Origin of the sequence: Streptomyces sp. NBC_00354 (genome assembly GCF_036106915.1) — a bacterium.
In the GTDB taxonomy this organism is placed as follows: Bacteria; Actinomycetota; Actinomycetes; order Streptomycetales; family Streptomycetaceae; genus Streptomyces.
Map to the genome: position 1 here is coordinate 5,128,941 of NZ_CP107983.1, position 14,303 is coordinate 5,143,243.

11 protein-coding genes are annotated in these 14,303 nt (G+C 72.3%); 9 read left to right on the forward strand and 2 right to left on the reverse strand.

The window, feature by feature from the left end; all coding sequences use genetic code 11:
• Nucleotides 1-870: 870 nt before the first annotated feature.
• Entirely contained in the window at nt 871-2,235 is a 1,365-nt protein-coding gene (locus OHT74_RS23500; RefSeq protein ID WP_328621303.1) for a diaminopimelate decarboxylase, read from the reverse strand.
• Nucleotides 2,236-2,339: 104 nt separating this feature from the next.
• Here OHT74_RS23500 and hutU point away from each other — a divergent pair, with 104 nt between their 5' ends.
• The 9 genes from hutU (at nt 2,340) to OHT74_RS23545 (ending at nt 12,274) form a co-directional block, all read left to right on the forward strand.
• Nucleotides 2,340-4,004 carry a urocanate hydratase gene (gene hutU, locus OHT74_RS23505; RefSeq protein WP_266994921.1) on the forward strand — a complete coding sequence of 555 codons (1,665 nt, stop codon included), beginning with the start codon at nt 2,340-2,342 and terminating at the stop codon, nt 4,002-4,004.
• Between the two features lie 35 nt (nt 4,005-4,039).
• Nucleotides 4,040-5,230, forward strand: a complete 1,191-nt coding sequence (locus OHT74_RS23510; protein ID WP_266672991.1) for an allantoate amidohydrolase — start codon at nt 4,040-4,042, stop codon at nt 5,228-5,230.
• Complete coding sequence (locus OHT74_RS23515; protein WP_266666422.1) at nt 5,221-6,561, forward strand: formimidoylglutamate deiminase; 1,341 nt, start codon at nt 5,221-5,223, stop codon at nt 6,559-6,561. Before OHT74_RS23510 ends, OHT74_RS23515 begins: the two co-directional genes overlap by 10 nt.
• 82 nt (nt 6,562-6,643) lie before the next feature.
• Entirely contained in the window at nt 6,644-7,822 is a 1,179-nt protein-coding gene (hutI, locus tag OHT74_RS23520) for an imidazolonepropionase (RefSeq protein WP_266666424.1), read from the forward strand.
• 169 nt (nt 7,823-7,991) lie between these two features.
• Nucleotides 7,992-8,654, forward strand: a complete 663-nt coding sequence (locus tag OHT74_RS23525; RefSeq protein ID WP_266666426.1) for a peptidase — start codon at nt 7,992-7,994, stop codon at nt 8,652-8,654.
• Between the two features lie 17 nt (nt 8,655-8,671).
• Entirely contained in the window at nt 8,672-9,658 is a 987-nt protein-coding gene (locus OHT74_RS23530; RefSeq protein ID WP_328621304.1) for a COG1470 family protein, read from the forward strand.
• Entirely contained in the window at nt 9,655-10,752 is a 1,098-nt protein-coding gene (locus OHT74_RS23535) for a hypothetical protein (RefSeq protein WP_443047483.1), read from the forward strand. The genes OHT74_RS23530 and OHT74_RS23535 overlap by 4 nt, the downstream gene beginning before the upstream one ends.
• A 14-nt stretch (nt 10,753-10,766) precedes the next feature.
• Nucleotides 10,767-12,035 carry a hypothetical protein gene (locus OHT74_RS23540; protein WP_328621305.1) on the forward strand — a complete coding sequence of 423 codons (1,269 nt, stop codon included), beginning with the start codon at nt 10,767-10,769 and terminating at the stop codon, nt 12,033-12,035.
• A 113-nt stretch (nt 12,036-12,148) separates the two neighbouring features.
• On the forward strand, nt 12,149-12,274 hold the full coding sequence (locus OHT74_RS23545) for a hypothetical protein (RefSeq protein WP_328621306.1): 126 nt from the start codon (nt 12,149-12,151) through the stop codon (nt 12,272-12,274).
• Nucleotides 12,275-12,354: 80 nt separating this feature from the next.
• Here OHT74_RS23545 and OHT74_RS23550 read toward each other — a convergent pair whose 3' ends face one another.
• A complete protein-coding gene (locus OHT74_RS23550; protein WP_266666441.1) occupies nt 12,355-13,848 on the reverse strand; it encodes a peptide MFS transporter in 1,494 nt (497 codons plus the stop codon).
• Nucleotides 13,849-14,303 lie beyond the last annotated feature (455 nt).

Below are 14,303 nucleotides of genomic sequence, written 5' to 3' on the forward strand. Positions count from 1 at the left end.
CAGGGATGCAGGGACCTGGTCCCGGCTGTCCGGATCCCCACGCGGGGCCCATAAGCAGGCCCCTTCCGGGTCGGGGCCCGGCCAACCCGCACCAAACGGCGACCAGAAGCCCCTCAGCGGCCGGGAGGCGCGTCAGATCGCTACGCGCTTCCCCATCTCAGCGTCTGCGGCCCGTCTTGGGCTGGACATAAGCCGTGAACCAACGGAACCACAGGTTTTCACACGGCCCTGACCTGCGGCCATGGTTCCCCGAATCCGTAAAGAGGAAGCCCCGCCGCCCTTCTGGGAAGCAACGCCCAAGACGGCCGCCGGACGCCGAGATTTGAGGAGCGCGTAGCGATCTGACGCGTCTGGCCGCGCCCGGTGCCTTTCTCGTCGCTGTCTGGTGCGGGTAGACCGGCCCTTGACTCGGAAAGGCCTGCCTATGGGCCCCGTGTGGGGGTCCGGCTACCCGGAGTCGGGCCCTTGCATCGCTGATGGGCCCGTGTGTCCACCTGTCCCAGGTGACCGCCTTTTTGGGGGCTTCCCGGCAGTCCTTGTCTTTCCGGGGTGGGACGGTCGGTCAAGGGTGGCCGCAGGCCATCGCGTAGCGACGCGACGAAGGAGCGCCCTTGAGGGACCGGCCCGCACCGGAAGGACTATGGGACTGGCGGGAAACCCCCAACCCCTCTCTGATCCTGATGAGTTGGCCGCCGACCCCCGAAGGCGCCGACCCGCATTCCCCGCGCCGGCCCACCGGCTACCGCCCCCGGAGCCCGGTCAGTGAAGCGCCTGGCTGCCGGCTGCCGGCGTCGCCCGTGCCGCAGGGGCGGCGGCCGCACCGCACCGCCCCGCATCCCCGATGCCGATCAGCGGTTTCCGTCACCCCGGTCACACCAGCCCGTCCCGCAAACCGCCCCCCGCCTCCGCCACGATCTCTGCCGCCGACTGGGCCGGGCGGGCCGGGGTGAAGTGGACCGTGCCCCCGGGGGTCGTCGTGAAGCCGTGGACCGGCGGGCGCGGGAGGCTGTTGTAGCCGTAGTGGGCCGTGAAGAAGTACGCACCCGTGTCCGGGATCGCGATCAGGTCCCCCGGAGCCAGTTCCGGCAGTTCCCGGGCCGTGGCCAGCAGGTCGCCCGCGAAGCACGCCGGGCCCGCGATGTCCTGGGCGACGGGCGGGCCCGTCTTCGGGGTGCCCTTCGCGTCGTACGGCAGGATCCGCAGCGGCCACGCAGCCGGTGCGTAGACCGTACGGGTCGCCAGCTGGACCCCGGCGTGCGTGAGCGCGATCGGGCGGCCCCCGGTGGTCTTCGTGTACTCGACCCGGGAGAGCACCAGCCCGTGCTTGGCCAGCAGGGACCTGCCGAACTCCGTCACCAGGCCGTAGCGGCCGGAGAAGAGGGCCGGGGCGGCCTCGCGGAGGGCCGCCACGTACTGCGCGTACGTCGGGGTCTCGGCGTCCGATGCGAAGTTCACCGGCAGGCCCCCGCCGATGTCGAGGGTGTCGACCTGGCGGCGGCCGGCCGCCGCGTTGATCTCCTCCGCCAGGGTGTGGAGGGCGCGGACCCCTTCCGCGATCAGGGGGAGGGGCACGCCCTGGGAGCCCGAGTGGGTGTGCAGCCGGGTCAGCCACGGCCGGTCCAGGAAGGCCCGTACGAGCCACTCGCGCGCCCCGGGATCCCGCAGCGCGATCCCGAACTTCGAGGTCGCGGTGGCCGTGGAGAGGGCGTCGATCGCGCCCGCGCCCGTCTGCGGGTTGATCCGGATCCCCAGAGGGGCCGCCGTGGGAGCTTCGGCGACCAGCGCGTCCAGGCGTTCCAGTTCCTGCCGGTTGTCGGCGTTGACGGCGATCCCGAGCGCCAGCGCCTCGCGCAGCTCGGCCACGGTCTTGGCGGGGGAGTCCAGCACGGTCCGCCCCGGCTCCACCCCGGCCGCCCGGGCCAGCGCCAGCTCGCCGGGGCTCGCGACCTCGCAGCCGAGGCCGCAGTCCGCGAGCAGCCGCAGCACCGGCACGAGCGGGCACGCCTTCACCGCGAAGGCGTGCAGGACAGGGGTGCCGGGCGCCAGCGCGGCCGCGAAGGCGCTGGTCAGGGCGGCGGCGGAGGATCGGATCCCGGTCACGTCCAGCAGGCAGACCAGGGGCTCCGCGGCGTCCGCCCCGCCCACCAGACCCTGCTCGACCGCGGCCCGTACGGCCAGGTCCCGGCGCGCCGCGGCGTCCGCCGCGCCCGCCGCCGTGTGCGTCTCGACAGCCATGTCCGTCAGCCAATCATCCGGCGGGTCGGCCCGCAGCTGTTGACTGAATCTATTCAGGAAGTCAGGATGTGAATAGATTGACCAACATCGGAGGAGGCACCGCCATGTCAGGACCCCGCCCCGTACGTGCTGCGCGAGGCACCGAGCTCAGCACCCTGGGATGGCAGCAGGAAGCCGCCCTCCGGATGCTGCAGAACAACCTCGACCCCGAGGTCGCCGAGCACCCCGACAAGCTCGTCGTCTACGGCGGCACCGGCAAGGCGGCGCGCGACTGGCGCTCGTACGACGCGATGGTCCGCACCCTGCGGACCCTCAAGCAGGACGAGACGATGCTCGTGCAGTCCGGCCGCCCGGTCGGCGTGATGCAGACCCACGAGTGGGCGCCGCGCGTCCTGCTCGCCAACTCCAACCTGGTCGGCGACTGGGCCAACTGGGAGGAGTTCCGCCGCTTGGAGCAGCTGGGCCTGACCATGTACGGCCAGATGACGGCCGGCTCGTGGATCTACATCGGCACCCAGGGCATCCTGCAGGGCACGTACGAGACCTTCGCGGCCGTCGCCGCCAAGAAGTTCAACGGCACCCTGGCCGGCACCATCACCCTCACCGCCGGCCTCGGCGGCATGGGCGGCGCCCAGCCGCTGGCCGTGACGATGAACGACGGCGTCGCGATCTGCATCGACGTCGACCCGCGCGCCATCGAGCGCCGCATCGAGCACCGCTACCTGGACGTGAAGGCCGACAACCTGCGGCACGCGCTGCAGCTCGCGGTCGAGGCGCGCGACGCCCGCAAGCCCCTCTCCATCGGCCTGCTCGGCAACGCCGCCGAGCTCCTCCCGCAGATGCTCGCCGAGGGCGCCCCGATCGACATCGTGACGGACCAGACCTCCGCGCACGACCCGCTCGCGTACCTCCCCGTAGGCGTCGACTTCGACGACATGGCGGCGTACGCGGCCAAGGACCCGGCCGGCTTCACCACGCGGGCCCGCGAGTCGATGGCCAAGCACGTCGAGGCCATGGTCGGCTTCATGGACGCCGGCTCCGAGGTCTTCGACTACGGCAACTCCATCCGCGGCGAGGCCCAGCTGGCCGGCTACGACCGCGCGTTCGCCTTCCCCGGCTTCGTCCCGGCGTACATCCGCCCGCTGTTCTGCGAGGGCAAGGGCCCGTTCCGCTGGGCGGCCCTGTCCGGCGAGGCCTCGGACATCCACAAGACCGACAAGGCGATGCTGGAGCTCTTCCCGGAGAACGAGTCGCTGCACCGCTGGATCAAGATGGCCGGCGAGCGCGTCCACTTCCAGGGCCTGCCGGCGCGCATCTGCTGGCTCGGCTACGGCGAGCGCGACAAGGCCGGCGAGCGCTTCAACGAGATGGTGGCCGACGGCACCCTCGCCGCCCCGCTGGCCATCGGCCGCGACCACCTCGACTGCGGTTCGGTGGCCTCCCCGTACCGCGAGACCGAGGCCATGCTCGACGGCTCCGACGCGATCGCCGACTGGCCGCTGCTCAACGCCATGGTCAACGTCGCCTCCGGCGCCTCCTGGGTCTCGATCCACCACGGCGGCGGCGTCGGCATGGGCCGCTCGATCCACGCCGGCCAGGTCACCGTCGCCGACGGCACGAAGCTCGCGGGCGAGAAGATCCGCCGCGTCCTCACCAACGACCCCGGCATGGGCGTCATCCGCCACGTCGACGCGGGCTACGACATCGCCGAGTCGGTGGCCGACGAGCGCGGCGTCCGCGTCCCCATGCGCGAGGGCGACGACGCGTGAGCGACAACCCCGCAGGGGCGGCCTCGTTCCACAGCATGTGGAACGAGCTCGCCCCCATCGGCCGGCACGCCGACTCCGGCGGGTACCGCCGCTACGCGTGGACCGGTGCCGACGCCGACTGCCGGACCTGGTTCCAGGCCCAGGCGGAGGCCCGCGGCCTCACTTACGAGACCGACCGCAACGGCAACCAGTGGGCCTGGCTCGGCGACCCCCTCGCCGGTGACGCCGTCGTCACCGGCTCCCACCTGGACTCCGTGCCCGACGGCGGCGCCTTCGACGGCCCCCTCGGCGTGGTGTCCTCCTTCGCGGCCCTGGACGAACTCCGCAGGAGGGGCGTGGAGTTCGCCAGGCCCCTCGCCATCACCAACTTCGGCGACGAGGAAGGGGCCCGCTTCGGCCTCGCCTGCGTCGGCTCCCGGCTCGCCGCCGGGCAGCTGACCAAGGAGAAGGCGTACGAGCTCCGCGACGCCGACGGGATCAGCCTGCCCCGGGCCATGGAGGCCGCCGGGTACGACCCCGACACCATCGGGGCCGACCCGGAGCGCCTCGCCCGCATCGGCGCGTTCGTCGAGCTCCACGTGGAGCAGGGCCGGGCCCTGGACCTGTCCGGCGACGCCGTCGGCATCGCGTCCGCGATCTGGCCGCACGGCCGCTGGCGGTTCGACTTCCACGGCGAGGCCAACCACGCCGGCACCACCCGCCTCGTGGACCGGCGCGACCCGATGCTCACGTACGCGGCGACCGTCCTGGCCGCCCGTACCGAGGCCTCCCTCGCCGGCGCCGTCGCGACCTTCGGCAAGATCGCCGTCGAGCCGAACGGGGTCAACGCCATCCCGTCGCTCGTCCGTGGCTGGCTCGACTCCCGCGCCGCCGACCAGGCCACCCTCGACGCGGTGGTCACCGCCGTCGAGAAGGCCGCCCGCGAGCGCGCCGACCAGGACGGCATCGACCTGGCCATCGTCCGGGAGTCCTTCACCCCGGTCGTCGAGTTCGAGCACGCCCTGCGCGACGAGATGAACCGGATCCTCGGCGGCTCCGTCCCCGTCCTCGGCACCGGGGCGGGACACGACGCCGGAATCCTCTCCGCCGCCGTCCCGACCGCGATGCTGTTCGTACGGAACCCGACCGGCGTCTCCCACTCGCCGAAGGAGTTCGCCCCCGAGGACGACTGCGTGGCCGGCGTCCTCGCCCTCGCCGACGTACTGGAAGGTCTCGCGTGCCGCTGAAGACGTACTGGTTGGAACACGCCTGGCTCGGCACCCACGTCGAGCCGGGCGTGGCCCTCGAGGTCGGCGCCGACGGGCGGATCGCCGCCCTGCGCGGCGGGGTCGAGACCCCGCCGCCGGGCGCCGAGGTGCTGCGCGGCCTGACCGTCCCCGGGCTGGCCAACGCGCACAGTCATGCCTTCCACCGGGCGCTGCGCTCCCTGGTGCAGGTGGGCTCCGGGACCTTCTGGACCTGGCGCGAGTTCATGTACCAGGTCGCCCAGAACCTCACCCCCGACACGTACTTCGCGCTCGCGCGGGCGGTGTACGCGGAGATGGCGCTGGCCGGCATCACCAACGTCGGCGAGTTCCACTACGTCCACCACGCGCCCGGCGGCGTCCCGTACGCGGACCCGAACGCCATGGGCGAGGCACTGATCGAGGCGGCCGCCGAGGCGGGCATCCGGATCACGCTGCTCGACACGGCGTACCTGTCGTCCGGCTTCGGCGAGGCGCCGAACCCGCACCAGCTGCGGTTCTCCGACGGGACGGCAGACGCCTGGGCCGAGCGGGTCTCGGCGCTCAAGCCCCGCGAGCACGCCCTGATCGGGGCGGCGATCCACTCCGTGCGCGCCGTACCGGCCGGGCAGCTCGCCACCGTCGCCCGCTGGGCCGAGGAGCGGCAGGCCCCGCTGCACGTCCACCTCTCCGAGCAGACCGCCGAGAACGAGGCCTGCCAGGCCGCGCACGGGCGTACCCCGACCCAGCTCCTGGCCGACCACGGGGTGCTCGGCCCGCGGACCACCGGCGTCCACAACACGCACCTGACGGACGGGGACATCGCGCTGCTGGGCGGCAGCACGACCGGTACGTGCATGTGCCCCACGACGGAGCGGGACCTCGCCGACGGCATCGGCCCGGCCCGGCGGCTCCAGCACGCGGGCAGCCCGCTCTCGCTGGGCAGCGACAGCCATGCGGTGATCGACCTGCTGGAGGAGGCGCGGGCGATGGAGCTCAACGAGCGCCTGCGCAGCCGGACCCGGGGCCACTGGACGGCGAACGCGCTGCTGACGGCGGCCACCGCCGATGGCCATGCGGCCCTTGGTCTGGCCGACGCGGGGCGCCTGGAGGCGGGTGCGCTCGCGGACTTCACCACGATCGCCCTGGACTCCGTCCGTACGGCGGGGCCGCTGCCGAGGCTCGGCGCGGAGACGGCCGTCTTCGCGGCCACGGCCGCCGATGTCCGGCACACGGTGGTGGGCGGCCGCCACATCGTCCGCGACGGGTCGCACATCCTGGTCCCGGATGTCCCGTCGGCCCTGTCCGAGTCCATCGCCGCCCTCCGCGGCTGACGTTGCCGTCCCCCACCCCGCCCCTTCCCGAAACCGGGCTCGGAGAAAGGGCGGGGCGGGGAGAGAAACCTCGAGAGGAACCATGACCACCACCCTCGTCACCAACATCGGCAGCCTCGTCACCAACGACCCCGCCCTCGGCGACGGCAGCCCCCTCGGCCTGGTCCAGGACGCGGCGGTCGTCATCGACGGCGAGACCATCGCCTGGGTCGGCCCCGCCGGCAGCGCGCCTGCCGCCGACTCCGCGTTCGACGCGCAGGGCCGGGCCCTCATCCCCGGGTTCGTCGACTCCCACTCGCACCTCGTCTTCGCCGGTGACCGCACCGCCGAGTTCAACGCCCGGATGTCCGGGCGCAGCTACTCCGCCGGCGGCATCCGCACCACCGTCGCCGCCACCCGCGCCGCCACCGACGCCGAGCTGGAGGCCAACCTGCTGCGCCACCTCGACGAGGCGCGCCGCCAGGGCACCACCACGTTCGAGACCAAGTCCGGCTACGGCCTCACGGTCGAGGACGAGGCCCGCGCCCTGCGCATCGCCGCCGCGCACACCGAGGAGGTCACCTACCTCGGCGCGCACATCGTGTCCCCCGACTACGCCGAGGACCCGGCCGGCTACGTCGACCTCGTCACCGGCGAGATGCTGGCGGCCTGCGCCCCGTACGCCCGCTGGGTGGACGTGTTCTGCGAGAAGGGCGCCTTCGACGGCGACCAGGCCCGCGCGATCCTCACCGCCGGCGCCGCCGCCGGGCTGATCCCACGCGTCCACGCCAACCAGCTGTCCTACGGCCCCGGCGTGCAGCTCGCCGTCGAGCTGGAGGCGGCCTCCGCCGACCACTGCACCCACCTCACCGACGCCGACGTCGACGCGCTCGTACAGGCTGCGGACACCACCGTTGCGACGCTGCTGCCCGGCGCCGAGTTCTCCACCCGCGCCCAGTGGCCCGACGCCCGCCGCCTCATCGACGCGGGCGCCACCGTCGCGCTGTCCACCGACTGCAACCCGGGTTCCTCGTACACGAGTTCCATGCCGTTCTGCATCGCGCTCGCGGTCCGGGACATGCGGATGACCCCGGACGAGGCGCTGTGGGCGGCCACCGCCGGCGGTGCGCGGGCGCTGCGCCGCACCGACATCGGCCGGATCGCCCCCGGAGCCCGCGCCGACCTGGCCCTCCTGGAGGCTCCGAGCCACGTCCACCTGGCGTACCGCCCCGGTGTCCCGCTCGTCTCCGCCGTCTGGCAGCGAGGCGTCCGAGCCGCCTGAACGACGTCTGAACGACCGCCGGTACGCCCGGACATGGCCTGAATCCAGGCGGCCGAAAGGCCGTGGATCCAGGCCTGTCCTGTGTCTTCCCTCCGTAAGGTCCCCGGCGTACCTTGAGCCACCAATCTGATGTGTCGTCAGTAACTTATGGCCCGAGGGGAAGACGAAGGTGTCCGACCGGAAACGCTCCACCGCGCTTGCGCTGGCCTCCGCGCTGGCCGGAACGGCGGTCCTGCTGGCCGCCCCCGCAGCCCACGCCGACGTCGTCGATGTCGCGTACGACTGCAAGACCCCCATCGGGGACAAATCGGCGGTGTCGCCCATCGACATCAAGGCCGTCAAGGAGGGCGACGGCTACAAGCTGACGATGTCCTTCCAGAAGGGCGTCTCGTCCAGCCCCGTCGAACTCGGCAAGGGCGCGATGAGCCCCAGCGCCGTCATCATGGCCGACGGGGCGGAGAAGGCGTCCGTGCCGGTGTCGGGACCGCCCAACCCCGAGGCCGTGCCCGCCAACACCCCCATCAAGATCACCGACCTCTCGGGCACCTACACCCCCAAGAAGAGCGGCAAGGTCACCTTCACCGCGGGCGTGCTCACCATCAAGGCGCTGGGGACCACCACCACATGCACCCCCGGCAACAGCCCCAAGCCCTCCCTGGAGCTGGAGGTGACGGCGGGTCCGCAGTCCGGCGGCACCCCGGAAGACACCCTCCCGCAGACGGGACCCATCGACTCCGCCCTCGCCCTCGGCACCCTCGGCGGCACCGTGCTGCTCACCGGCGCCGCCGGCGTGCTCTGGCTGACCCGGCGCGGCCAGCGGGCCCGGTCCTGAACGGAGCACCCCCGGCCATGCCCGTGCTCCACACCATCGGTTCCGTCCGGCGCCTGTGCTTCGCACTGCTCGCCGCGGCCCTGCTGCTCGGGGCCCCGGGCGCCGCCGCCGCGGACGAGCCCGGCTGGACCGCCGAGCCCGCCGCGGGCAGCGCCGCAGCGGCCCGGCCGTCCTTCTACCTCGCGGGCCCCGCCGGCACCGTCCTCGAGGACCGGCTGGCCCTGACCAACACCTCCGACCGGGAGCACACCGTCACCTTGCGCGGGGCCGACGCCTACAACACGGCCGGCGGCGCCTTCGCCGTGCGCCCCGTGCTCGAATCGGCCGGCGCCGGGTCCTGGATCAGCTTCGGGGCCGCCGCCACCGTGAAGATCCCGCCCCGCACCCGCGCGGTGGTCCCCTTCACCGTCACCCTGCCGCCCGCCGCCCTCCCCGGCGACCACCCGGCCGCCGTGGTCGCCACCGGGGACGGTCGCGAGGTGGGCGTACGGGTCGACCTGCGCGTCGGCGGCCCGACGCTGGCCGCCCTCACGGTCGAGGACGTCTCCGTACGCGGCAAGGGCGCCCGCGCGGTGGTCGCGTACACCCTGGTCAACCGCGGCAACGTGGCCCTCGCCCCCGAACTGGCCCTTCGCGCCGAGGGCCTGTTCGGCGCGGTCCCGGGCCGGACCGCCCGCGCCCTGCCGGTGGAGCTGCTCCCCGGGCAGCGGGTGTCGCTGACCGAGCCCTGGCCAGGAGCCCCGGTCCTCGACGACGTCGACCTCACCCTCACGGTCACCGCCCCCGGCGCCGCCCCGGCCACCGCCACCGCCTCGGCGCGGTTCGTGCCCTGGGGGATCGCGGCCCGGACCGGCGCCGGGCTGCTCGGCCTCGGCGGGGTCACCGCGGCCGCGCTGCTCCTCGTACGGAACCGGCGCAGCCGCAGGAAGCCGGCGGCGTACGAGGAACCCGTACCCGCGGGGAACCGGGCACCGGAACACGAGCTGACGGGAGCATCCAGGTGAGCGCCAAGGTCGGCGGAACGGTCGGCGGCAGGGTCGGGACCCTCCTCGCGGCGGGGCTGGCGCTGTGCGCCCTGGTCCTGTTCCCGGCCCCGGCCGCGGTGGCCGCCGAGGGCAAGCCCGCCGTGGCGCTCTCGCTCCAGGAGGCCGCCAAGGGCACGGAGATCACCGTCACCGGCACCGGCTGGCGGGCCAAGACCCTGGTGATGCTGCTGCTCTGCGGGCAGAACATGATCGGCGGCACCAACAGCTGCGCCAACGCCGACGGAACCGCGGTCTCGGTCGGCGACGACGGGCACTTCACCGCCCGGCTGCCCGTGGTGGCACCGCCCAAGCCCTGCCCCTGCGTCGTGAACGTCACCTCCGTCAACGGGGACCTGTCCACCGTCGCCGCCCCCCTGAAGATCACCGACCACCCGGTGGCCGAGCTGCCGGCCGAGTCCGGCACGCCGCGCCTGGCGATGCTCACCGGGGTCCGGCTCGAGGGCGAGGACGGGGTGCTGACCTGGTTCGGCGCCCCGCCCGGCCGGAAGTTCACGGTCACCGTCGGCAACCTCGGCTCGGCCCCGGTCAAGGACCCGGTCTTCCAGCTCGGCACCGCCCACGGGGTGTTCGCACCGCTGTGGGACGAGGTCCGGTGGAAGGGCACGATCCCGCCGGGCGGCAAGGCGGAGGTCCGGCTGGACGTCAGCCTCGCGGCGGGGGCCCACGGGGACTACACCGTCTCCCTCAAGTACGGCGACACGGTCGTGGCCACCCAGCCCTGGGGCGTGGACCGCCCGTACGGGGTGCTGCTGTTCTGGGGCCTGCTCCTGCTGGTGATCCCGGCCGCGGTCTTCCGTATCGGCATGGCCGTCGTGGACAGGGTCCGGCCGCGTACTGCGCCGGCCGGCGGCCGCCACCGGGGTGCGCAGGCGCCGCTCCCGGCCGCAGAGTCCGGGCCGGCGGCTCCTGCTGCTGCGCCGGAATCCCCCCAGACCCCCACGGCGGTCCTGCCGTGGTTCACCCCGGACAGCGCGCCGGGGCCGAGATCCCCACACGCACCACAGGCGTCCGCACCGTCTGAGAACAGTCCGACGACGAAAGGACATTTGTGAAGACCCAACGGAGGGTGAGCGCGGCCGTGATCGCGCTGCTGCTCGGCGGCGCCGGTATAGCCATCGGGGCCACTCCTGCCCAGGCGGCCGAGACCAAGTTCAACGTCAAGTGCGTGCCGCCGGCAGGCGGCGGCGACCCGGTGGAGGGCGAGACCACCGCCAAGGTCAGCGCTCCGGCCTCGGCGAAGGTCGGTGACGAGGTCGACGTGTCCTGGGAGACCGTGAAGCCGGCCTCGAACAACACGGACCTGATGGACATCCCGCAGGACTCGGTCCAGCCCACCGGCTGGATCACGGTGGGCGGCGGGGGCGGCGAGCTGAAGGTCGTCGGGGAGAAGAAGAACCCGCCGATCCCCAAGAAGGCCCCGATGCAGATGTCCACGATGAAGGGGAAGCTGAAGCTCACCAAACCGGGCAAGATCACGCTGACCCCCGGCAAGTACGACGTCGCGGTCACCTTCTCCTTCGGCACCTTCGTCACCAAGTGCGCACCCACGGGTGACGTGGGCGTCGGGGCCACCATCGACGTGGCGGCCGGCACCAGCGGCGGCACGACGAACGGCGGGTCCACGAGCGGCGGATCCACGAGCGGCGGATCGACCAGCGGTGGATCCACCAGTGGCGGGTCCACCAGCGGTGGCGGCGGGGGCCAGACCGACTTCCCGGGCAAGCCCGTCGAGGTCGCCTTCGACTGCGGTCCGGTCGTCCCCGGCGGCATCAAGACCCCGGTCACGATCAACGCCAAGAAGAACGGCGGCAGCTACGACCTGACCGTCAAGACCGCCAAGGGCGCGATGGCCAGCCCGATGGCCCTGCCGGCGGGGGCCCTCAAGCCCTCGATGAACGTCAAGCTCGGCGGCGCCGACAGCGGCATGGTCAAGGTCTCCGGCCCGGCCAACGCGGAGCCGATCCCGGACAAGGCCCCGGTCAGCCTCAGCGACATGACCGGCACCTACAAGCCCGGCAAGACCGGCAAGGTCACGCTGAGCCCGGACCAGCTGACGATCGACGTCACGATGGCACCGGGGGCCACACCGATCAACGTGCCCTGCAAGGCGGCCAGCAGCGGCGTCTCGCTGGAGCTCGACACCACGGCCCAGGAGGGCGGCTCCGGCTCGCCGGCCACCACCGGCTCCACCACCGCCTCGGGCGGTCTCGCCGAGACGGGCGCCGAGGACGAGGGCGGCATCAAGGCCCTCGCCCTGGTCGCGGGCACGGTGATCCTGCTCGGCGGCGCGGTCTTCACCTTCACCCCGTGGCGCCGCCTGCGCGGCACGCGGTAGCCGCATCGCCGCGAGCGGCCGAAGCCGTGCACGTCCCCCGTACGGGTGTGGCGCGCACGGCTACCTCCGGTGCGGTGCATCGCGCCGTGATCACGTGCGACACGGTGCAGGGTGTGCGGGAACACGTGGTCCGCCGCACGTACCACAGCGGATGGACCTCGACGGGATCGAAGGCCAAGGTCGGGTGCGGCTTCAAGTCGTTCCCCGTCGGGTTCACCTCCGAGGTGAAGGGCGCCTGAATCGGCTCCCGCCGTACAACGCCGGCGGCCCGGCACACCAGGAGGTGTGCCGGGCCGCCGGCGCGCGTACGGGGGGTGCGTCAGTGCACGCCGCCCATGAGGGGCTGGACCTTCTTGCGGTACATGTAGATCGCGATGCCGGCGAGGACGGCGAGCACGCCCTGGGTGGCGAACCAGCCCTGGGTGTCCGTCGGGGCGCCGAGCAGCTGGAGCAGCGCGATGGTCGAGTCACCGGCGGTGACCGCGAGGAAGAAGACACCCATCATCTGGGAGGCGTACTTCTGCGGCGCCAGCTTGGTGGTCAGCGACAGGCCGACGGGGGAGAGGGTGAGCTCGCCGACGGTCTGGATGAAGTAGACGCCGACCAGCCACATCGGGCTGACCTTCGCGTCGCCGCCGGCCAGGCCCTGGGCGACCATCATGACGCCGAAGGAGGCACCGATCATGACCAGCGCGAAGGAGAACTTCGCGAGGGTGGTCGGCTCCTTGGAGCGACGGGCGAGGGCAACCCACAGCCAGGCGAAGACCGGCGCGAGCGCCATCACGAACAGCGGGTTCAGCGACTGGAACCAGCTCTCCGGGAACGAGAAGCCGAACAGCGTGCTGTCCGTGCTGTCCTTCGCGAACAGGGCCAGCGTGGAGCCGGTCTGGTCGTAGATCGCCCAGAAGATCGCGGCGGCGGCGAAGAACCAGACGTACGCCGACATGCGGGACCGCTCGACCACCGAGAGGTCCTTGTCGCGCTTGATCCGCAGGATCGCCCACGCCGGGAGGATGAGACCGGCGATGGTCAGCGGCCACAGGGCGTAGTTGATCGTGAAGATGCCGGCCAGGCCGATGATCGCGTAGGCAGCGGCGGCGACGCCCAGCCAGATCAGGCCCTTCTTGACGACCGAGGACTTCTCCTCGGCGCTCAGCGGGCTCGGAACCTGGTTCGAGACCGGGTTCAGGTGGCGGAAGCCGATGAAGTAGAACAGCAGACCCAGGGCCATACCGACACCGGCCATGGCGAAGCCGATGTGCCAGTTGACCTCCTGGCCGACCCAGCCGATGGTCAGCGGGGCGACGAAGGCACCGAGGTTGATGCCCATGTAGAAGATCGTGAAGCCGCCGTCACGGCGCGGGTCGTTCTCGTCCCGGTACAGCTGGCCGACCATCGTGGAGATGTTGGCCTTCAGCACGCCGGAACCGGCCGCGATGAGCGCCAGGCCGATGAAGAACGAGACGGTCGCCGGCACCGCCAGCAGGAAGTGGCCCGTCATGATGACGACACCCGCGACAGCCACAGCCTTGCGGGCACCCCAGACGCGGTCGCCCAGCCAGCCGCCCGGGAGGGCGAGCAGGTAGACCATCGCGTTGTAGACGGAGTAGATCGCGACCGCGGTCGCGTCGTTCATCCCGAGCCCACCGTCGGCCACGTTCGTGGCCAGGTAGAGCACGAGCAGCGCGCGCATGCCGTAGAAGCTGTAGCGCTCCCACATCTCGGTCATGAAGAGGAAGGCCAGGCCGGTGGGGTGGCCGAGGAAGGTCTTCTCGCCGGCAGCGGCCGAGTCCCTCGTCAGGCTGGAAGCCATCGTCGATCCTTGCTTGGTCGGGACGCTTCGCTTCGTGAGCGGAACAGCGCCCGGTGGGGGGTGGCCGGCACCGGCGACGGGTGTCCCACCCCACGCCCAGGGGTCTGCCCCCGTCCCATGAGGAGGGGGGCAGCGGGATGTCCGTAACCGGGATCCACGCCCCAGGCGCATCCTTCGCGCGCGGGGCCCGGCCCACAGGTCATTCACTGTCACCGAAGTCGAAGAGGAAGGTCGTCAAGACCCCCTGATCGATCCGGACAGAATCGAGACCTTCGGCTCGCTTTTCGGCGCAAAGGTCTCAGAGGTAGTGCATCAGGCGTCTCGCCACCATACGACACGACACTGCGGCATATGAAAGGACTTGAGAGATGGATCACAGGCAGGCAGGGAACCGTTTGGCCACATTCGAAGGCCGCCCTCAGACATAAGACCAGATCGGCAGGGGTGTGCAGGTG